The organism is Variovorax xiamenensis, from assembly GCF_050916385.1.
GTDB lineage: Bacteria > Pseudomonadota > Gammaproteobacteria > Burkholderiales > Burkholderiaceae_C > Variovorax.
Genome location: NZ_CP139038.1, coordinates 1,917,767 through 1,938,228, shown reverse-complemented (window position 1 = coordinate 1,938,228; position 20,462 = coordinate 1,917,767). Strand labels below are relative to the sequence as shown.

At 69.4% G+C, this 20,462-nt stretch carries 20 protein-coding genes; 16 read left to right on the top strand and 4 right to left on the bottom strand.

Features of this window, described 5'->3' with window-relative positions; translation table 11 throughout:
• The first annotated feature begins 26 nt into the window (after positions 1 to 26).
• The 13 genes from SFB74_RS08455 (at position 27) to SFB74_RS08395 (ending at position 15,894) form a co-directional block, all read left to right on the top strand.
• Entirely contained in the window at positions 27 to 6,053 is a 6,027-nt protein-coding gene (locus SFB74_RS08455) for an alpha-2-macroglobulin family protein (RefSeq protein WP_432730347.1), read from the top strand.
• A 128-nt stretch (positions 6,054 to 6,181) separates the two neighbouring features.
• On the top strand, positions 6,182 to 6,904 hold the full coding sequence (locus SFB74_RS08450) for a hypothetical protein (RefSeq protein WP_432730346.1): 723 nt from the start codon (positions 6,182 to 6,184) through the stop codon (positions 6,902 to 6,904).
• 172 nt (positions 6,905 to 7,076) lie between these two features.
• A complete protein-coding gene (locus SFB74_RS08445) occupies positions 7,077 to 7,589 on the top strand; it encodes a VOC family protein (RefSeq protein ID WP_432730345.1) in 513 nt (170 codons plus the stop codon).
• On the top strand, positions 7,586 to 7,969 hold the full coding sequence (locus tag SFB74_RS08440; RefSeq protein ID WP_432730344.1) for a 2OG-Fe(II) oxygenase: 384 nt from the start codon (positions 7,586 to 7,588) through the stop codon (positions 7,967 to 7,969). The genes SFB74_RS08445 and SFB74_RS08440 overlap by 4 nt, the downstream gene beginning before the upstream one ends.
• A gap of 44 nt (positions 7,970 to 8,013) precedes the next feature.
• The gene (locus SFB74_RS08435; RefSeq protein WP_432730343.1) at positions 8,014 to 8,373 is read left to right on the top strand and encodes an NIPSNAP family protein; all 360 of its coding nucleotides are present in this window, start codon (positions 8,014 to 8,016) and stop codon (positions 8,371 to 8,373) included.
• 1 nt (position 8,374) lies between these two features.
• Positions 8,375 to 8,905, top strand: a complete 531-nt coding sequence (locus SFB74_RS08430) for a MolR family transcriptional regulator (protein ID WP_432730342.1) — start codon at positions 8,375 to 8,377, stop codon at positions 8,903 to 8,905.
• Positions 8,906 to 8,980: 75 nt separating this feature from the next.
• Positions 8,981 to 9,349: a SnoaL-like domain-containing protein gene (locus SFB74_RS08425; RefSeq protein WP_432730341.1), complete on the top strand. Its 369-nt coding sequence runs from the start codon at positions 8,981 to 8,983 to the stop codon at positions 9,347 to 9,349.
• A gap of 183 nt (positions 9,350 to 9,532) precedes the next feature.
• The gene (locus SFB74_RS08420; protein WP_432730340.1) at positions 9,533 to 10,627 is read left to right on the top strand and encodes a serine hydrolase domain-containing protein; all 1,095 of its coding nucleotides are present in this window, start codon (positions 9,533 to 9,535) and stop codon (positions 10,625 to 10,627) included.
• 54 nt (positions 10,628 to 10,681) lie between these two features.
• Positions 10,682 to 11,599 carry a LysR family transcriptional regulator gene (locus SFB74_RS08415; protein ID WP_432730339.1) on the top strand — a complete coding sequence of 306 codons (918 nt, stop codon included), beginning with the start codon at positions 10,682 to 10,684 and terminating at the stop codon, positions 11,597 to 11,599.
• A 143-nt stretch (positions 11,600 to 11,742) separates the two neighbouring features.
• Positions 11,743 to 12,426: a hypothetical protein gene (locus SFB74_RS08410; RefSeq protein WP_432730337.1), complete on the top strand. Its 684-nt coding sequence runs from the start codon at positions 11,743 to 11,745 to the stop codon at positions 12,424 to 12,426.
• 55 nt (positions 12,427 to 12,481) lie between these two features.
• Positions 12,482 to 13,810 (top strand): MFS transporter, encoded by a 1,329-nt coding sequence (locus tag SFB74_RS08405; RefSeq protein ID WP_432730336.1) that lies wholly within the window; start codon positions 12,482 to 12,484, stop codon positions 13,808 to 13,810.
• A gap of 3 nt (positions 13,811 to 13,813) precedes the next feature.
• Entirely contained in the window at positions 13,814 to 14,551 is a 738-nt protein-coding gene (locus tag SFB74_RS08400; protein WP_432730335.1) for a DUF2848 domain-containing protein, read from the top strand.
• The gene (locus tag SFB74_RS08395; RefSeq protein ID WP_432730334.1) at positions 14,548 to 15,894 is read left to right on the top strand and encodes an amidase; all 1,347 of its coding nucleotides are present in this window, start codon (positions 14,548 to 14,550) and stop codon (positions 15,892 to 15,894) included. Before SFB74_RS08400 ends, SFB74_RS08395 begins: the two co-directional genes overlap by 4 nt.
• Before the next feature lie 27 nt (positions 15,895 to 15,921).
• Here SFB74_RS08395 and SFB74_RS08390 read toward each other — a convergent pair whose 3' ends face one another.
• The 4 genes from SFB74_RS08390 to SFB74_RS08375 all read right to left on the bottom strand — a co-directional run bounded on the left by SFB74_RS08390 (position 15,922) and on the right by SFB74_RS08375 (position 18,635).
• Positions 15,922 to 16,314: a four-helix bundle copper-binding protein gene (locus SFB74_RS08390; protein ID WP_432730333.1), complete on the bottom strand. Its 393-nt coding sequence runs from the start codon at positions 16,312 to 16,314 to the stop codon at positions 15,922 to 15,924.
• Positions 16,315 to 16,398: 84 nt separating this feature from the next.
• Positions 16,399 to 17,175 carry an alpha/beta hydrolase family protein gene (locus SFB74_RS08385; protein ID WP_432730332.1) on the bottom strand — a complete coding sequence of 259 codons (777 nt, stop codon included), beginning with the start codon at positions 17,173 to 17,175 and terminating at the stop codon, positions 16,399 to 16,401.
• Positions 17,159 to 18,307 carry a DUF3182 family protein gene (locus SFB74_RS08380; protein ID WP_432730331.1) on the bottom strand — a complete coding sequence of 383 codons (1,149 nt, stop codon included), beginning with the start codon at positions 18,305 to 18,307 and terminating at the stop codon, positions 17,159 to 17,161. Before SFB74_RS08380 ends, SFB74_RS08385 begins: the two co-directional genes overlap by 17 nt.
• A gap of 55 nt (positions 18,308 to 18,362) precedes the next feature.
• Positions 18,363 to 18,635, bottom strand: a complete 273-nt coding sequence (locus SFB74_RS08375; RefSeq protein WP_432730330.1) for a hypothetical protein — start codon at positions 18,633 to 18,635, stop codon at positions 18,363 to 18,365.
• A 135-nt stretch (positions 18,636 to 18,770) separates the two neighbouring features.
• On the opposite strand from SFB74_RS08375, the gene SFB74_RS08370 reads away from it, so the two are divergent.
• The 3 genes from SFB74_RS08370 to SFB74_RS08360 all read left to right on the top strand — a co-directional run bounded on the left by SFB74_RS08370 (position 18,771) and on the right by SFB74_RS08360 (position 20,416).
• Positions 18,771 to 19,358, top strand: coding sequence for a GNAT family N-acetyltransferase (locus SFB74_RS08370; protein ID WP_432730329.1), 588 nt, complete (start codon positions 18,771 to 18,773; stop codon positions 19,356 to 19,358).
• A 24-nt stretch (positions 19,359 to 19,382) separates the two neighbouring features.
• On the top strand, positions 19,383 to 19,664 hold the full coding sequence (locus SFB74_RS08365; protein ID WP_432730327.1) for a DUF2277 domain-containing protein: 282 nt from the start codon (positions 19,383 to 19,385) through the stop codon (positions 19,662 to 19,664).
• 65 nt (positions 19,665 to 19,729) lie between these two features.
• Entirely contained in the window at positions 19,730 to 20,416 is a 687-nt protein-coding gene (locus SFB74_RS08360; RefSeq protein WP_432730326.1) for a class I SAM-dependent methyltransferase, read from the top strand.
• The last annotated feature ends 46 nt before the right edge of the window (positions 20,417 to 20,462 follow it).

The following is a 20,462-nucleotide window of genomic DNA, read 5'->3' as shown; positions in this document are numbered from 1 at the left end:
TGCCTCTCAGGTGGAGATACAAAAAAGTGAACCGTTTCCTTCCAACATTGCTCCTTGCCGGCGGCGTTCTTGCGTCCGGCGCGAGCCATGCCCTCCAGATCGTCAGCCTCTCGCCACAGGGCGAAGTGGCGCGCGTTCGCCAGGTGGTCGCCAAGTTCGACCAGCCGGCCGTCAACTTCGGCGACCCCAAGGCCCCCGCCCCGCTCACCGTGAGCTGCAACGACGCCCAGGCCGCCAAGGGCACAGGCCGCTGGACCGACGCCAAGGCCTGGGTCTACGACTTCGAGAACGACCTGCCGCCCGGCGTGCGCTGCACGGTCACCCGCATTCCGACCTTCAAGCCCGCCTCGGGCGAGCTCACCGGCCCCGAGCGCTACCAGTTCAACACCGGCGGCCCCTTCGTGCGCAACTACATGCCGGGCAGCTACAGCCGCATCGACGAGCAGCAGATGTTCATGCTGGAGCTCAACGGCGCGGCCACGCTGGAAAGCGTGCGCCAGAACGTCTGGTGCACGGCCGACGGCGTGGGCGAGCGCATTCCCGTCAAGCTGCTCGACGGCGAGCAGCGCGCCGGCCTGCTCAAGGCCTTCGGCCGCGAGAAGTCGGCCGAGAAAGACCCGCTGCGCTTCGTCACGATGCAGTGCAACCGCACGCTGACGCCCGGCGCCAAGGTGCAGATCGTCTACGGCAAGGGCGTGGCCACGCCCTCGGGCGTGCCCAACAACGTGGAACGCCGTCTCGAGTTCCAGGTGCGCGAGCCCTTCGCCGCCTCCTTCACCTGCGAGCGCGAGAACGCGCAGGCCGCCTGCCTGCCGCTGCGCCCGATGCAGCTGCAGTTCAACGCGCCCGTCACGCGCAAGCTGGCCTCGCAGATCCAGCTCAAGGGCGACAAGACCATCAAGGCCAAGCTCGACAACGAGGGCGGTTCGCAGAGCGACGACGACGTGGTCAACAGCGTGAGCTTCGAGCCGCCGCTGGCCGAGAGCGCGCAATACAGCATCGAGCTGCCCTCGAAGTTCGAGGACGCCTCGGGCCGCCCGCTGGCCACGCCCGGCAACTTCCCGATGAAGGTGGCCACCGGCGCGATGCCGCCGCTGGCCAAGTTCGCCGCCTCGCCCTTCGGCGTGGTCGAGCGCCTGGCCGAGCCCGACACGCCGGCCATGATGCCGGTCACCGTGCGCCGCGTGGAACCGAAGCTGATGGTGAACGACCTCGCGCCCGGCAAGGTGAGCGACATGAACCCGAAGACCGACGCGGAAATCATCGCGTGGTTCCGCAAGGTGCGCCGCTACGACAACTTCACCGTCTCGCGCGAACAGGCGCGCAAGGACGTGAAGGGCCCGCTGCCCCCGGTCATCGACAAGGACGACCGCACCACGCTGCAGACCCGCATGCTGTCGCTGCTGGCCGGCCAGCCGGGCGTGAAGGCGCTCGACATGCCCAAGGCCGACTCGGGCGATCCGCGCCCCTTCGAGGTCATCGGCATCCCGCTGACGCCGGGCTTCCACGTGCTCGAGATCGCCTCGCAGAAGCTGGGCGAGGCCCTGCTCGACGAGCGCTACAACGCCGGGCGCACGATGTACGTGCGCACCACCGCGCTGGCCACCAACCTGGCGGTGCACTTCAAGCTGGGCCGCGAGAACTCGATGGCATGGGTGACCACGCTGGACAAGGGCAAGGTCGTGGCCGGCGCCGAAGTGCGCGTCTCCAGCTGCGACGGCAAGGCCGTGGCCAGCGGCACCACCGACGCCAACGGCGTCGTCATGCTCAGCGGCGTCTCGCCGCAGGCGCCCTCGTGCAACGGCCCGAACGAATACGACAGCGGCGCATGGTTCGTCAGCGCCCGCGCCAAGGACGAAAAGGGCGTGGAAGACCTCGCCTTCACCTGGAGCGACTGGCAGCGCGGCATCGAGCCCTGGCGCTTCAACGTGCCGACCAGCCTGCAGGCCGAGGCCGACCGCGTCGCCCACACCATCTTCGACCGCACGCTGCTGCGCGCCGGCGAGACGGTGTCGATGAAGAGCCTGATCCGCACGCAGACCAGCAAGGGCTTCGGCTTGCCCGAGAACCGCCCCGACACGCTGGTCATCACCCACGTGGGCAGCGGCCAGCGCTTCACGCAGCCGCTGAACTGGCGCAAGACCGCCACCGGCGGCCTGAGCGCCGAGAACAGCTTCGCCATTCCGCCGGCCGCCAAGCTCGGCGTGTACGAGGTCATGCTGCGCACCGGCGGCGGCAAGGACGCCAACGGCGAGGGTGAAGGCGATGGCGACGACGGCTACGGCCGCAGCTTCTCCACCGGCAGCTTCCGCGTCGAGGAATTCCGCCTGCCCGTGCTCGAGGGCCGCATCGCGCCCACCGACAAGAAGCCGTTGGTGGCGGCCACCAGCGTGCCCACCGACGTGCAGATCAACTACGTCTCGGGCGGCGGCGCGGCCAACCTGCCGGTGCGCGTGTCGGCCATGGTGCGCGGCAAGAGCCTGAGCTTCTCCGACTACGACGCCTTCAGCTTCAACCCGCCGCGCTCCACGCAGGGCGACGGCAGCGAGGCGGCCACCGCCGTCACCGCAGCGGCCGAGGCCGGCTCGGGCGAGGAAGACCTCAACAGCGTGAACGACACCCGCGTGATCGCCGACAAGCTGCCGCTCACGCTGAACAAGGACGGCGCCGGCAAGGTCACCATCGACAAGGTGCCGAAGGTGAAGGCCGCGCGCGAGCTGCTGCTCGAAGCCACGTATGCCGACCCGAACGGCGAGGTGCAGACCATCCGCAGCACGCAGACGCTGTGGCCGGCTTCGGTCATCGCGGGCATCAAGACCGAGGGCTGGGTCTCCACCGCCCAGAAGCTGAAGTTCCAGGCGCTCGCGCTCGACCTCTCGGGCAAGCCCCAGGCCAACGTGACGCTCAACGTGCGCGCCGTGGCCCGCATCACCACCACCAGCCGCAAGCGCATGGTGGGCGGCTTCTACACCTACGACAACAAGACCGAGACGAAGGACATCGGCACCGTCTGCAGCGGCAAGAGCGACGCGCGCGGCCTGCTGCTGTGCGAATCGGAGCTGAAGGAGGCCGGCGAGGTCGAGCTGATCGCCAGCGCCACCGACGGCGAAGGCCGCGACGCCCGCGCCGTGAGCTCGGTCTACGTGACCAAGCAGGGCGAGCTCTGGTTCGGCGGCGAGGACAACGACCGCATCGACGTGCTGCCCGAGAAGAAGAGCTACCAGCCCGGCGAGATCGCCAAGTTCCAGGTGCGCAGCCCCTTCCGCTTCGCGACCGCGCTGGTCGCGGTGGAGCGCGAGGGCATCATCGAGACGCACGTGGTCAAGCTCGACGGCAAGGACCCGACCGTCACCCTCGAAGTGAAGCCCGAGTGGGGCCCGAACGCCTACGTGAGCGTGCTCGCGCTGCGCGGCCGCCTGCGCGAAGTGCCGTGGTACAGCTTCTTCACCTGGGGCTTCAAGTCGCCGCGCGAGTGGTGGACGGCCTTCTGGTACGAAGGCAAGGAATACGTGGCGCCGACCGCCATGGTCGACCTGAGCAAGCCCGCCTACCGCCTCGGCATGGCCGAGATCCGCGTCGGCACGCGCGCCCACCAGCTCGACGTGACCGTCACCAGCGACAAGCCCAGCTACCCGATCCGCAGCAAGGCGCAGGTCACCATCAGCGCCAAGCTGCCCGACGGCAAGCCGGCCGCCGGCGCCGAAGTGGCGCTGGCAGCGGTCGACCAGGCCCTGCTCGAGCTGATGCCCAACGACAGCTGGAACCTGCTCAACGCAATGCTCCAGCGACGCAGCTGGGGCGTGAGCACCTCCACCGCGCAGATGGAAATCGTCGGCCGGCGCCACTACGGCCGCAAGGCCGTGCCCGCGGGCGGCGGCGGCGGCAAGGGCCAGACGCGCGAGCTGCTCGACACCCTGCTCGTGTGGAACCCGAAGGTGGTTCTCGATGCCAACGGCCAGGCCGTGGTGACGGTGCCGCTGAACGACGCGCTCACCACCTTCAAGATCGTGGCCGTGGCCGACTCGGGCGCCAACCTGTTCGGCACCGGGCAGGCCAGCATCCAGGCCACGCAAGACCTGCAGATCATCAGCGGCCTGCCGCCTCTGGTGCGCGAGGACGACCAGTTCCGCGCCCAGGTCACGCTGCGCAACACCACGCAGAAGCCGATGAAGGTCGAGGCCACGCCGCGCGCCACCCTGCTCACGCTGGAGCCGCAGACGGTCGACATCCCGGCCGGCGAGGCGCGCGAAGTGGCATGGACCGTGACCGCGCCCGCGCAGCTCGCGCAGACGCGCGCCGAAGCCATCATCTGGGAGATCGAAGCGAAGGACACCGTCGGCGGCGCGCGCGACGCGCTCAAGGTGCGCCAGCGCATCGTGCCCTCGGTGCCGCTCACGGTGCAGCAGGGCACGCTGGTGCAGGTCGACGGTCCGTTCACGCTCGACGTGGCGCCGCCCGCCGACGCCCTGCCCGGCCGCGGCGGCCTGAAGCTCTCGCTGCAGCCCAAGCTGGCCGAAGGCCTGCCGGGCGTGCGCGACTGGTTCGCCAACTACCCCTTCATCTGCCTCGAACAGAAGACCAGCAAGTCGGTCGGCCTGCGCGACGCCAAGATGTGGCAGGGCGTGCTGGCGACGCTGCCGACCTACCTCGACAGCGACGGCCTGGCCAACTACTTCCCGCCACGCGACGGCGAGGCCAATCGCGGCAGCGACATCCTCACCTCGTACCTGCTCGCGGCGACCAACGAGGCCGCCCAGCTCAACCCCGCCTTCGCGCTCGCCGACGACGTGCGCGCGCCGATGGAGTCAGGCCTGATCGCTTTCGTCGAAGGCCGCATCACGCGCGAGTTCTGGAGCCCGCGCAAGGACCTCGACGTGCGCAAGCTGGCCGCGCTCGAAGCGCTCTCGCGCTACGGCAAGGCCAAGGGCAGCATGGTCGGCAGCATCACCATCGCGCCGAACCAGTGGCCCACCAGCGCGGTGATCGACTGGCTCAACATCCTGAAGCGCGTGAACGACGTGCCGCAGCGCCAGCAGCGCCTGGACGAGGCCAACAACGTGCTGAAGGCGCGCCTGTCGTACCAGGGCACGAAGCTGATCTTCAGCACCGAGCAGGACGACTACTGGTGGTGGCTGATGACCAACGGCGACGTCAACACCGCCCGCCTGCTGCTCAGCGTGATGGATGACCCGGCCTGGAAGGACGACATCGGCAAGCTGGCCAACGGCTTCATCGGCCGCCAGCAGAACGGCGCATGGCACACCACCACCGCCAACCTGTGGGGCGGTCTGGCGCTGGAGAAGTTCAGCAAGGTGTTCGAGAGCACGCCGGTGGCCGGCGTCACCGCCGCCACGCTCGGCGCGGTGAAGGCGCAGGTCGACTGGAGCAAGGTCGAGCGCGTGAAGACCAGCGACGCTGCCGGTGCGCCCAACCAGACCACCTTCTTCGGCGCGCCCGCCTCGCCGGGCAACCTGAAGAACAACACGATGTTCCTGCCGTGGGCTGCATCGCCGTCGGGCGCCCCGGTGCGCGACACGCTGCTGGTGACGCAGCAGGGCACCGGCAAGCCGTGGCTCACGCTGCAGTCCATCGCCGCCGTGCAGCTGAAGGCGCCGTTCGCGGCCGGCTACGCCATCAAGAAGACCATCACCCCGGTCGAGCAGGCCACCGCCGGCAAATACACGCGCGGCGACGTGCTGCGCGTGACGCTGGAGGTGAACGCCAGCGCCGACATGACCTGGGTCGTCATCAGCGACCCGATCCCGGGCGGTGCCACCATCCTCGGCGGCGGCCTGGGCCGCGACTCGCAGATCGCCACCCAGGGAGAGAAGAAGAGCGGCTCCGGCTGGGCCGCCTTCGAGGAACGCAGCTTCGAGGCCTTCCGCAGCTACTACGAGTACCTGCCCAAGGGCGTGGTGAAGATGGAATACACCGTGCGGCTGAACAACGTCGGCGACTTCGCGCTGCCGCCCAGCCGCGTCGAGGCGATGTACGCGCCCGAGATGTTCGGCGAGGCGCCGAACGCACGGGTGAAGGTGGAAGCCGCCAAGTAAGCAAGCCCGAAGGCCTGCCGGCGCCTTCGGGCAGGCGGGCCTCTGGGTGCGGTGGGGAGCGTCGGTCATCGCTCCTTCACCGGCCGCCGTCACCATCGCGGCGAACCAACAACCTGGAGGAAAACACCATGGGCCTGGCTGTCTGCGTCGGCATGCTCGCCGAACTGCTGGAGGACGATCCCGAAAGCGCCGAGGGCTTCGAGGAAGAACTGGCCGAAGTCAACCGCGTGCTGGCCGCCGCGGGGCTTCCCCCTCACACGGAACCGCGCGGCCCGCTCGAACTCGATTCGCGCGCGTCGATCGACGGGTTTCCCTACTCCTTCATCCACTACCTGCGCCGCGCCTACGCGCACCGCGTGCTGTCGCCCGACTGGGTGGCCACGCCGCTCGCGGACGATGTCGACCCCACGGCCGACCCGAAGATCCAGGCCCTGCTCGACGGCTCCGAAAGCCACCTGCTGTGCCACTCGGACGCCGAAGGCTTCTACGTTCCCATCGACTTCCAGGAAGTGCTGTTCGACGGGGACGGCAGCGACGAGGATGAGGAAGAGGAAAAGGAAAAGGATGAAGAGGACTACGAGGCCGAAGGCGACGCCGACCTCGAAGAGCTGAACGGCCTGCCCGGCGGCATGCTCGGCTCCTCCCAGCGCCTGCTGGAAGAACTCGTGTTCGTGGCCCCCGCCCTGGGCATCCGCCTCGAGAACGGCAAGCTCTCCGACGAGGAAGCCGAACGCATCGACGCGCTCATCGACGACGACAACGGCCTGTACCGCGAATACGTGTCCTGGCTGCTGCTGTACGAATCGGCGCGGCTGAGCATCGAGCACCGGACGGCGATCGTTTTCTGCTGAGGCCGGTCTGAGAAAAAGGGTTCGCATCGGCCGCGCCCCCGCTCTCGGGGGCACGGCATCGCAAGCACCGGGAGACGGATCGCTCTCGTGCGCCAAACCCTGGGACTCGCTCGAGGAAACCGGCACGCCCGGCGTTCGCTACTGCGCCGATTGCCGCAGGAACGTCTTTCAGGTGGACACTACGCAGCAGGTGCACGCAGCCGGCCTGCTCGATCGCTGCGTTGCCATCGCGGAAGACAGCACGTATTTCAAGGAGCGCGACGACGCCATGGCCCTTTCTCCCGTTGCACGCCGGTTGGTCACCGTCACCCTGCTGGTGCGCGACCAGGACGAGGCCGCCCGCTTCTTCACCGAGGCGCTGCGCTTCGAACTGGTCGAGGACACGTCGCGCGGGCCGGGCAAGCGCCGGGTGGTGGTCGCGCCTGCGCACGGCACGGGCAACGCAGGCGCCGCGCTGCTGCTGGCCAGGGCCGACACGCAGGAGCAGGAGGCCTGCGTCGGCAGGCAAGCCGGTGGCCGGGTCTTCCTGTACCTGCACACGGCGGACTTCGCCGCCGACCATGCGCACATGAAGGCCCACGGCGTCCGGTTTCTCGAGGAGCCGCGCCACGAGCCGCACGGCACGGTGGCGGTCTTCCTGGATCTCTGCGGCAACAAGTGGGACCTGATCCAGCCGCCCGCATGAGCTTCGCCGCTTCTCTTCGCAGCTACCTCTCGCTGGCCTTCCGCTGGCAGCGCGGCCGCCAGGGCACGGGCTACGACAAGATGCTGCTGCTCACAGCGCGCTGGCCGCTGCCGTTCGACAGCTATCTCATCCGCTATCCCGAGGGTTCGGAGATTCCGCCGCATACCGACCCGGTGCAGGCCGGGCGGCACTACCGGCTGAACATCGTGCTGAAATCGCCGCGTTCGGGCGGCGAGTTCGTGTGCGCCGACCCGATCTTCGCGACGCGGCGCATCAAGCTGTTCCGCCCCGATGCATGCGAGCACAGCGTGACGCGGGTGGTGGGCGGCAGCCGCTATGTCTTCTCGCTGGGGTGGGTGCTTGCCGGCAAGTCCGGCTGACCGATGCATCCGCCCGGAACCATCGACCCGAAGGAGGCCCCGCCATGACCCGGCTGATCGAGATCCGCACCTACAGGCTCAAGCCCGGCACGCTCGCCGCGTTCCACGAAGCCATGCACACCCGCGCCGTGCCCATGCTGCGCAGCAAGGGCATGGACGTGGTCACCTACGGCCGGAGCGACCACGAGGAAGAGAGCTACCACCTCGTGCGTGCCTATGCCGACCGGCAGGCGCTGGACGCGCAGCAGTCCGCCTTCTACGGATCGGCCGAGTGGCGCGAAGGCCCGCGCGGCGCGCTGGTCGACCGCATCGAGACTTACCTCAACACGCTGCTGTGGGTTTCGGACGAAACCATCGCCAGCATGCGTTCCCTGAACCCCACCGACGAACCAGGAGCCCCCTGAGATGCCCCTTCATTTCGACGATCCCGAGGAAGGCCTCGCGCGCAAGACCAGCCACCCGCGCTTCGTGCAGCTTGCCGGCGAAGACTTCTACTACGACGTGGGCGACGACTTCAGCCCCTTCGGCAACGACGACGGAAGCGACACGCTCGCGGCGCTGGAGGACTGGTACCGCGACGACGGCGGCAACGGCAGGGTCGCCGAGTTCCTCGGGGAAATGCTCGCCGACTGGGACTTCGGCGTGCCCGAATCCATGCACCGCGCCGACGCCGGTGCGCGCGAGAAATGGCTCGCGGAAGACGACATGCACGAGACCTACCTGCAGTCCGAGTGCCGCGCGCGCGTTGCGACGGCCTTCGGGCAGCTCAAGATCGCGGGCGAGATCGATCCGGACGTGCGCGAGGAGGCCCTGGCCGCGATCGCCTGCCAGCTCGCGCTGAACGAGCGCGCCCGCACGCACTACCCCGACTGGCCCTACGCCGGCCAGAACCAGTCGAGGCTGACCGCGATGCAGGCGGTGCTGAGCGTCGCCTGAAAGGCCCACCCGGCCTAAACTGCCTTCCCTTCCGTCCCGCCCCTCCCTTCCATCCTTTTCATCAGGAGACAACCCATGACCACGCTGGCAATCGCAAACAAGCTCGTCGCGCTGTGCAAAGAAGGAAAGTTCGATGAATGCGAGTCGCTCTACACGCCCGACGCGGTGAGCGTCGAGGCCAGCGCCCCTCCCGGGCAGGCACGCGAGGCGGTCGGCCTGGCGGCGATCAGGGCCAAGGGCGAGTGGTGGGTCGCCAACCACGAAGTGCATTCGATGCAGGTCGCGGGCCCGTGGCCGCACGGCGACCGCTTCATCGTCGGCTTCCGCTTCGACGTGACGATGAAGGCCACCGGCCACCGCTTCACCATGGAAGAAATGGCGCTCTACACCACGAAGGACGGGAAGATCGTGAAGGAAGAGTTCTTCTACGACACCGGCGAGTAAGCACCGGCGGCCGGCGTCGCGTGACGGCCGTTACGGCCGTGACGTGGCGCACCGCCGCCGCGCTTGCCGCCATGGCGAGCGCCCCCGGATCATTCGCGGCCTTTGCACTCCACAACGCAAGGAGCCGACCGGATGATTCCTCACTTCACTTTCCTCTCGCACGCCTCTCATCGAGCGCATCCGTTGCACCGCTTGCTCGCAGGCTGCTGCATCGCGGCGATCTCCGCCTTCACCCACGCCCACGCCGAACCCATCGGCTTCGCCACCGCGCCCGCCGCCATCGTGTCGCGGGTGATGAACGGCGCGCCGGGCAGCATCGTGGTCGGCATCTCGCGCGAGGGCCGCACGCAGTTCGCGATGCAGCGCAACGCCATCGGGCAGCCGGGCCGGATCGTCGAGACCACGCAGACCGGGGCCCAGCCGCTCTTCGAGATCGGCTCCATCAGCAAGGTGTTCACCGGCGTGCTGCTGGCGCAGGCGGTGGAGCGCGGCGATCTCTCGCTCGACGACACGCTGGGCAAGCTGCTGGCCGGCCAGACCACGATGCCGCCGCAGGTCGCGGCCATCACGCTGCGGCAGCTGGTCACCCACACCGCCTGCCTGCCGGGAATGCTGCCGGATGCACCGGGCCTGGCCAGCAGCCAGCCCTTCGCGCGGCCCGACCGGCCGCAGCTGCTCGCGGGTCTCTCCACGCTCAGGCTGGAACATGCGCCACCCTGCAAGGGCCCCTACAGCAGCCTCGGCCTGGGCCTGCTGGGCCAGTTGCTTGCCGACCGCTACGGCAAGCCCTGGGACCTGCTGGTGCAGGAGAACATCGCCGTGCCGCTGGGCATGAAGGACACGTTGCAGCACCTCGACGCAGAAGCGAGCCGGCTCGCGCCCGGCTACGAACACGACACGCCGCGCTCGCCCTGGGACTTCGACGCGCTCGCGGGCGCGGGTGCCCTGCGCTCGACGGCGGCCGACCTGCTGGTGTTCGCGCGCGCGCTCATGGCCGGGCGCGATGGCCCGCTGGGCGCGGCGGCCGAACGCGCGCTCGCCCCGCTGGGCCACGACGGCACCTACGAAGTGGGCTACGCCATCCGCATGCGCGGCGCCGCCGGACATCGCACCTGGTTCCACACCGGCCAGACCGGCGGCTACCGCGCGCTGCTGGTGTTCGACCCCGCGAAGCAGCAGGCCGCGGTGATGCTCGCGAGCAATTCGTCGGCCGCGGCCGCGCGCATGGTGGACGACATCACGCTCGCTCCCCCGCCGCCTCACAGGCGCAGGAAGTAGGAAGCAAGTTCTCTCGATGGCGCGATGCGGGCAGAATGGCCCGCAGGTGCCCTCATGAACACAAGATTTGTAGAAGCCTTCCTCTGGGCCGCACGGCTCGGCAGCTTCCGCGCGGCGAGCGACCGGCTCCACATCACGCAGGCGGCGGTGTCCAACCGCGTGGCCTCCCTCGAAGAAGACATCGGCGCGCGCCTGTTCGAACGCGACGCGCGCGAGCTGCGGCTCACGCCGGTGGGCGTGCGGCTGATGGACTACGGCGAACGCCTGCTCGAGCTGCGCCGCGAGATCGTCTCGCTCGGTCGTCCCCGCGAAGACATCCTCGGGCTGGTGCGCATCGGCGCCATCGAGACGGTGGTCCACACCTGGCTGCTGGGCTTTCTCACCAACCTGCGCTCCACCTATCCCGGCATCGAGGTGCAGCTCACCTCCGAGACCACGCTGGCGCTGCACCGCGGCCTGCGCGAGGGCGCGCTCGACATCGCACTGCAGACCGACCACATCGCCGGCGCGGGCATCGTGAGCACGCCCTGCCTGCCGATGCCCATGGGCTGGGTGGGCGCGCCCGGCGCCGAGCCGGTGCAGACGGTCGAGCAGTTGCTGCGCCAGCCGGTGCTCACGATGAGCCCCGGCTCGCAGCCGCACGAGGCGCTGAAGAACCTGTTCCGCGCGGCGGGCATTCCTCTGGGCAAGGTGCACTGCGTGAGCTCGATCTCGGCGCTCGCGCGGCTGGTGAAGGCCGGCTTCGGCAACGCGCTGGTGCCGCTGCCGCCCTGCTACGAGTACGTGGCCATCGGCGACGTGAAGATCATCGAGTGCGACGCACTCATCTCGCCGCAGCGCATCGTGGTGAGCCACCTGGAAGCCGCCGACTCCGACGCCATCCGGCTCGTGGCCGAGCTGGCGTGCCGGGCCTCCGACCAGTTCACGACCTCGGCCGTCGCACCAACCTGGAGCACGACTTCAGAGGGTTAACCCTCGGTTTGGCGCATTTCGGCCCCGAAAAGGGGCCAGTAATTCTTGTGGCTGTCGCCCAGAAAAACTCGTTTGTGACAGTCCGACCCTGCGACGGAAGATCGCGCCTTCATTTTTCGAAGGCCCGACCCGCTTCCGCCGCCATGAACACACCTGACTCCTCCTCTTCCGCAGCAACGACGGCAAACGGCCTGCTGTTCGTCGCCTCCGACGTCGAACCGGGCGACGAGGCCGACTTCAACCGCTGGTACGACCAGGAGCATGTGGAAGAGCGCGTGCGCATTCCCGGCTTTCTCTCGGGCGCTCGTTATTTCTCTCTCGAAGGCGGCCGCAAGTACCTGGGGCTGTACCGCACCGAATCGCTGGCGGTGTTCGGCTCGCCCGGCTACCGCGCGGCATTCGAGAAGCAAACGCCGTGGTCAGTCGCCAATCTCGACCGCATGCGCCAGCCGATGCGCCGCGTGTGCGCCGTTCGCGCCGTCACCGGCTTCGGCAGCGGCAGCCATGTGGCCGTGCTTCCGCTCGCGGCCGCCGTCGATGCCGAGGCCCAGGTGGCACGCGCCGCCGTCGTCGGCGCGCAGTTGCGCAAGGAACAGGCAGGCTTCGTGCAGTCGTACCTGCTCGTGCCCGACACCATGCTCAGCACGCCGCTGCCGCGCGAATCCACCGAAGGCCGCGTGCTGCAGCCGCTGCTGGTGATCGAGACCAGCAGCGAAGCCTCGGCCCGCGCGGCGCGCGCCACGGCCGCCGCCGCGTTCGACGCCGATCCCGCCGGCGGCTGGCTGCTCGCGCTCGGCTGGAAGCTGACCGCAGCCGAGCTGGCATGACGCGGCAGGCATCCGCCCCACTCACCTCTACTTCTTCACCGAACAAAGGCATCCAATGACCGAACATGTTCTTCCCGCCGCGGGCTCCGCGGCACCCGGGCAGGCCGCGCCGGCCTCCGCGAAGATGGGCCGGCTGGCCATGGCCAGCTCCATCGGCACCACGCTGGAGTGGTACGACTTCACCGTCTACAACATCATGGCGGCACTGGTCTTCAACGCGGTGTTCTTCCCCTCGTTCGACCCGCTCACCGGCACCATCCTCGCGTTCTCGACCTACGCGGTCGGCTACATCTCGCGCCCGCTGGGCGGCGTGGTGTTCGGCCACCTCGGCGACCGGCTGGGCCGGCGCTTCGTGCTGGTGGCCACGCTGGTCATCATGGGCGTCTCCACCGGCCTGATGGGCCTGCTGCCCACCTACGCGAGCTGGGGCATCTGGGCGCCCGTCGCTCTGGTGGCCCTGCGCTTCGTGCAGGGCGTGGCGCTCGGCGGCGAATGGGCCGGCGCGGTGCTGCTGTCGATGGAGCACGGCAAGCCCGACGAGCGCGGCCGCAATGCCTCGTTCACGCAGGTGGGCCCCTCGTGCGGCACGCTGATCGGCACCGGCTTCATCGCCGCCGTGTCGGCCTGGCTGAGCCCGGAAGACTTCCAGAGCTGGGGCTGGCGCATTCCCTTCATCTCCAGCGTCGCGCTGGTGCTCTTCGGCCTGTGGCTGCGCCGCGGCGTGGACGAGACACCCGTCTTCCGCGAGATGGAAGAGAAGAAGTCCACCGCCAAGACGCCCATCAAGGAAGTGATCACCCAGCACTGGCGCCGCCTGCTGGTGGCCGGCGGCTCGCGCATCGGCTCCGACGTGCTGTACGCGCTGGTGGTCGTGTTCACGCTGACCTACGTGACGACGGTGCTGCACCTGTCGCGCCCTCTGGCGCTCACCGCCACGATGATCGGCGCGGCCTGCAACGCCATTGCCGTGCCGTGGTTCGGCAGCCTGTCCGACCGCATCGGCCGCCGCCCGGTCTACATCGCCGGCGCGCTGCTGGGCATGGTGTGGGCCTTCGTGTTCTTCGTGCTGATGGACAGCGCGCACCCGGTCGCGATCTGCGCGGCGGTGGTGGTGGGCCTGCTGATCCACGCGATGATGTACGGCCCGCAGGCCGCCTTCGTCACCGAGCAGTTCCCCGGCCGCGTGCGCTATGCCGGCGCCTCGCTGGCCTACACGCTGGCGGGCATCTTGGGCGGCGGCTTCGCGCCGCTGATCATCGCGAGCCTGTTCAAGTCCTGGGGCAGCACGGTGGCCGTGTCGTTCTACGTGGTGGCCGCGCTGGGCGTGACGCTGATCGCCCTGGTAGTTGCGCGCGAAACCGCCAAGCGCCCGCTGGAGAGCTGATCGATGACGACGACGAGCAACACGAACTCCCGCCTGCGCTTCGCCTGCGAAAGCATCGCCGACGACGGCACCCGCTCCACCGCCCTGCACCTCGTCGCGCCCCGCGCGCTGGTGGTGGCGGGCTGGACCGGCCGCGACATCGCAGCCATCGAGCACCACATCGAGGAACTGGCCGCGCTCGGCGTGCCGCGTCCTTCGAGCGTGCCGCTGTACTACCGCGTGGCGGCCCAGCTGCTGACGCAATCGCCCGCCATCGAGGCGCTGGGCGACCAGAGCTCCGGCGAGGCCGAGCCGGTGCTCTTCTTCTCGCAGGGCGAGTGGTGGCTGAGCGTGGCCTCGGACCACACCGACCGCCACGTCGAGAGCTACTCGGTGGCCGTGTCGAAGCAGATGTGCGCCAAGCCGGTGGCCGAGACCGCATGGCGCTGGAGCGACGTGCAGGCGCACCAGGACACGCTGGAGCTGCGCTCGCGCATCCTGGAGGACGGCCGCTGGATCGACTACCAGCGCGGCACGCTCGCATCGATCCGCCCGCTGGCCGGCCTGCGCGACGGCATGCCCGGCGCCGGCTCCGCGCCCGAAGGCCTCTTCATGACCTGCGGCACGCTGGGCGCGCTGCCCAACGCGAAGGGCGAAGGCATCCGGCCCGCGACGCAGATGGAGATCGAACTGCACGACCCGAAACTTCAGCGCCGCATCGTGCATCGCTATGCGGTGGAAACACTGCCGGTGGTGGCATGACGATGAAGAGCAACGGCAACACCATCAAGGCACTGCGCGAGCGCATTGCGCGCGGCGAGCTCTCGCACGAGGCGCTGATCGACGGAGTGCTCGAAGCGGCCGAACAGCCAGCGGCGCAGCACGTCTTCACGCGCCTCTACGCCGACGCGGCCCGCGCCGCGGCGCGCCACGCCGATGCAGCGCGCAAGGCCGGCATCGAGACGCCACCGCTCGCCGGACTGCCGGTGTCGGTGAAGGACCTCTACGACGTGGCCGGCGAAACCACCATGGCGGGCTCCGCCGTCTGCGCGGGCGAGGCACCGGCCGCGCACGACGCTACTGCCGTGGCGCGGGTGCGCGCACAGGGCGCGGCCATCGTCGGCAAGACCAACATGACGGAGTTCGCGTTCTCGGGCGTGGGCATCAACCCGCACTACGGCACGCCGCGCAATCCGGCCGATGCGCAGACCGCGCGCATTCCGGGCGGCTCGTCGTCCGGCGCGGCGGTGTCGGTGGCGCTCGGGCTCGCGGTGGCGGGGCTGGGCTCGGACACGGGCGGCTCCATCCGCATTCCCGCCGCGCTGTGCGGGCTCGTGGGTTTCAAGAGCACTCAGTCGCGCGTGCCGCGCACCGGTGCCTTCGAACTCGCGCGCTCTCTCGACACGGTGTGCGCCATGGCGCGCAGCGTGGACGACTGCCTGATCGCCGACGCCGCCATCGCCGACACGCCGCTCGCGGTGCGCCGCCGCCCGCTGCAGGGCATGCGCCTGGCCGTGCCGCGCACGCTGATGTTCGACGACGTCGAGCCTGCCGTGGCACGCGCCTTCGACCGTGCGCTGCAGACGCTGTCGGCCGCAGGCGCGCAGATCGTCGACATCACGCTGGCCGAGCTCGCCGAGATCGCGACCGTCAACGCGCCCGGCGGCTTCTCGCCGGTGGAGGCGGCGGCCGTGCACCGCGAACGCTTCGCCGCGAAGCGCGAGGGCTTCGACTCGCGCGTGGCCGCCCGCATCGCGCTCGGCACCGAGGTGCGCGCCGCCGACTACATCGCCATGCAGGACCGCCGGCGCGACTGGATCGGCCGTGTCGAACGCGCAATCGAAGGCTTCGATGCGCTCGTGTGCCCGACCGTGCCGATCGTCGCGCCGCCCATCGACGCGCTGGCGGAAGACGCCGCTTTCTTCAGGGCCAACGGCCTGTTGCTGCGCAACACCTTCGCGATCAACCTGCTCGACGGCTGCGCCTTCAGCCTGCCCTGCCATGCGCCGGGCGAACTGCCGGTGGGCTTGATGCTGGCCTCGGTGCGCGGCGACGATGCGCGGCTGGCTGCGGTGGCGCTGGCCGTCGAATCGGCGCTGCAGTAGCCGGCATAGGCCTGGCCGTCGCTGCGGTCAGGCTGTTGCCATGCGCTGGCATTCGGTCTCGCACTGGCCGCAGGCCTCCGCGCAACGCCGGCAGTGCGGCTCGGCATGGTTGGTGCATTCGGCGGCGCAGAGCCGGCAGATGTCGGCGCACAGGCTGCAGATGAGGCCGGCGTTCTCGCTGTTCCTGGCCATGATGCCGGCGGCCGCCGTGCAGATCGCCGAGCAGTCCAGGTTCAGCAGGATGCACCGGGCCATGCGCACCCCGCCCCCTTGGGCGACGCACGCCGCCGCGCAGCGCTCGCATGCAGCGGCGCAGGCATTGCACAGGGCGATGCAGCGGTTGAGCCGGCCGGCGTCCGTGCCGAAGCCGACAGCCTCGGTGCCGCGTTCCGCGGCTTCTTCGATGTTCGTGTTCGACATGGTCGTGGGTCCTTTCACCCTCGTTCTCCGCTCGCGCGCGAGGGCGGCTTGTGGGAAGAAGGCGCCCCGCGGCGTCGTCTGTCTTCAGGCCGAGCCGGTGGTCTGCGGCTTGGTGAGGGTGGCCGTCGCCTTGGCGCCCAGCGTCATCTCGGTGACCCACGACACCAGCAGCGAGCCGTAGGCCTGGCGCCACTCCTGCTTCGAGAGCGCGTGGTCGGCATCGGAGAGCACGCGGTAGGTCACCGACTTCACGCGCTTGAAGGCGCCGAGGTAGTTCTCGACCACCGGGTGCGGCACGATCTGGTCGTGCTCCGATTCGACGATGAGCACGTCGCCGGCGAAGTCCGCGCAGGCCGCGAGCGCACGGTTGTCCTTGGGCCCGACCAGCGAGCGGCGGTAGGCGACGAGGTCGGAGCGGCTGAGCTGCCCCTTGGGCGTGTCCCACTCGCCGTCGCGATAGAGCGCCGGCGCGCGCAGCGCCAGCCAGCGCACCGGCCGCATGGTGGTGACCAGCGCGGCCAGGTAGCCTCCGTAGCTGCTGCCGACGATGGCGATCGCTCCCGGGTCGACCGCCGGATGCCCGACCAGCGCGTCGTAGGCCGCCAGCACGTCGCGCAGGTTGTCCCCGCGGGTCACCTGCATGCGCTGCGCGGCGTGGCGTGCGTGGCCGCGCAGGTCGAAGGTCAGGCACACGCAGCCCAGCGCCGCGAGTTCGTGCGCGCGCCTGGCGTATTGCTCCTGGCTGCCGTCCCAGCCGTGGACCAGCAGCACGCCCGGCACCGTCGTCGAGGCCGCGAACAGCGTGCCCTCGATGTGCTCGCCGTCCACCGGAATGTCGATGGTGCTATGGCGCGTCGGCATGGCGGTCTCCGGGCAGGATCGTGTACTTCGACAGCGGCCCGACCCGGCTGTCGATCCCCTGGTAGGCCACGATGGCATCGGCGGGCACCAGCACGGAAGGGCCGTACACCTCGAAGCACGACGCGCGCACCTCGCTGCGCGCCGGGTCGCGGTGGAACACTTCGAGCCCCGCGATCTCGGCGCCCGTGGCGCCGCCCACGCGCCACGACTGCTCCAGCACGCCCGAGCGCCATTCGCCCCGGCCGTCCACGCCCTGCGCGACGTCGTAGTTCACGCGCGAGGCGAAGAAGCCGGGGTAGCAGTCGATCACCGCACGGTGATAGCGCCGCGCCTGCTCGATCGCGCGCCGCAGCGACGGCGACGCGACGCCGGCGATCAGCGTGTCGAAATCGCCGCGCACCATCATGAGATCGGAGCCGCCGTACACCTCCTCGCCGGCGTTGTCGCTGGTGGTGCGCTGCTCGCCGCAGTAGCTGACGATCATCCCGGCCACGAGCAGTTGCCCGACGCTCCAGGTGACCGGGTCTTCCAGGTTCGCCTCGAGGACGAGGCCGGTGCGTGCGATGCCGGCTTCGTCCATGGCGGCGATGCTGCCGTCGAGCGCTTCTGCGCTCTCTACGACGATCTGGCCGCGCCCGCCGGTCGCTGTCACCGGCTTGAGGCGCACAGAGCCCGCGTCGAGCATCGAGCGCCCTGCCCTCATCGCCTCGTCGGCGGAAAAGCACGAGAAGCCCGGTAGGACCGCATCGCCCACCTCCGATGCAAAGCGCGCCGACCAGCCTTGCGGCCGCGCGGCGCAGTCTTCGTCGATGAGCGGATGGGAGATGACCTTGGTGGCGACGAAGGCGTGCGGCACCACGCCGCCGAAGAGATCGTTCACGCCGGCGATGCCCATGGCGCGTGCACGGACGGGATCGGACACGGTGTCGCTGGGCACGAAGTAGTGCCGCGAAGCCGGCGAGCCGCCCGATTGCAGCGCGCCGTCGTACTCGCCCACGAACGCACAGCCCATCAGCGCCGCGAGCCGCTGCCCGAAGTTGGCGCGGGTGGCGTGCTCGTGCTCGCTGCAATAGCCGCGCGAGTCCACGTCCCACGTGACGACGCTGCAAGGGCCGGGGCACGTGTCGGCCACGCTTGGCTGTCCGGGAGAGACTGGAGAAAGCGCTTGCACGGCGATTTGTCGGGCATCAACGCCGGGACGCGGCTTCTTCCTTGCCGGCCTTTTCCTTTTTCTTCTCGGCGTCTTCCTTCTTCTCGGAAGAAGGCAGCTTCACCTTCGTCACGGTGACGGAAACCGGGTCGCTGGCCGGAAAGGACTCTTCCACGCCGCTGTCCAGTGCTTCCTCGCTGGAAGGCTGCGGCGTGGGCTTGGCGGTCTCGGCCTGCCCCTGCGTGGGATTGCCGGATGTGGGAAAGGGAAACTTCCCCGGGGATTTCTCTGGCTGCTTCGTCGAAGTCATGGATGAGGCCTCCTGGCTTGTTCACCCCTCGCATGTTCGGCGTGCGCGCGCCGCCTCCGGTGGGAAGGTGCGACCGATGCGTGTGGGAACAGTCCGGCGCGCGGGGCCGTCCGCCCATCGGCTATCGTGCGGCTCATGTCGCTCGCGCAACCAACGCTCACCGGCCCCCGCCTCCTGCTTCGCCCGCTGCAGGCCGGCGACGCCGCGGCACTCGTGGAGGCCGCCTCCGACGGCGAACTCTGGAAACTGCCGTTCACCGTCGTTCCTTCCGCCGAAACGGTCGACGCCTACATCGGCAACACGCTGGCGGGCCGTGAAGCCGGCACGGTGATGCCCTTCGCCACCGTGGTGCGCGAGACGGGCAAGGTCATCGGCTCCACGCGCTTCTGGAAGATCGACCGCATCAACCGCAAGCTGGAAATCGGCAGCACCTGGATTTCGGGCTCGTGGCAGAAGACCTTCGTGAACACCGAGGCCAAGCTGCTGATGCTGCGCTACGCCTTCGAGGAGCTGCAGTGCGTGCGCGTGCAGTTCACCACCGACGAGATCAATGCCAAGTCGCGCGCAGCCATATTGCGGCTGGGCGCGAAGCAGGAAGGCATCGTGCGAAACGAGCGCATCATGCCGGACGGCCGCAAGCGCAACTCGGTGCGCTTCAGCATCATCGACGACGAGTGGCCGGCGGTGAAGCAGCAGCTGGAGGCGCGGCTTTCTCGCGCATGAACGACCACGCAACGGAGAGATTCCATGTGCCGCAGCATCAAGACCCTCTACAACTTCGAGCCGCCCGCCACCGAGCAGGAGATCCGCGCCGCCGCACTGCAGTTCGTGCGCAAGCTCAGCGGCTTCAACGTGCCGTCCAAGGCGAACGAGGAAGCCTTCAATCACGCGGTCGATGAAGTGGCCGCTACGGCGGCGCGGCTGATCGACTCGCTGGTCACCACGGCCGAGCCGCGCGACCGTGCCGTCGAGGCCGAGCGCGCCAGGGCCCGCTCGGCCCTCCGGTTCGGCAGCGGCCCGGCTGCCTGAACGGCTCCTGCGCGGGCTTGACCCCTGGCACCGCCGGCCCCGGCCTCGCGTGCCATCATCTTCGGATGAGCAACACATCCCACAGCGCATTCAGCACCTCCGACGCCGTCGCCAAGTACGCCGAAGGCCCGAAGCGCAACGTGCCCGGCTACAGCGGGCTCCTGCCGATGACCCGCATCCTTCTCGCGGAACACGTACCTGCGGATGGCCGGGTGCTGGTGGTCGGTGCAGGCGGCGGCCTGGAAGTCGAAGACCTCGCGCAGGCCAACCCGGAATGGAAGATCGACGGGGTCGATCCGAGCGGCCCGATGCTCGAACTCGCATCGCAAAGGCTGGGCCCGCTGATGTCGCGGGTGACGCTGCACGAAGGCTATGTGCAGGACGCGCCGGACGGCCCCTTCGACGGCGCCACCTGCCTGCTGACCTACCACTTCGTGCCGCGCGACCAGCGGCTTTCGACCACCAGGGAAATCCATCGCCGGCTGAAGCCGGGCGCGCCCTTCGTCGTGGCGCACCTCAGCGTGGAAGACGGGGCGGGCGAACGCGACACCTGGATGTCTCGGTACGCGGCCTTTCTGGTCGCGTCGGGTTCCGATCCGCGCCAGGCGGCCGTGACGCGGGAGAAGGTCGAGAAGGAGCTGACGATTTTGTCGCCCGCGCAGGACGAAGCCATCCTGCGCGAAGCGGGGTTCGGCGACGTCCGCCTCTTCTTCACCGGATTCACGTTCAGGGGCTGGGTCGCCCGCGCATGACGCATGACCACAGCGCAGCGCCGCCGCGCGGCCTTTGATATGGTGC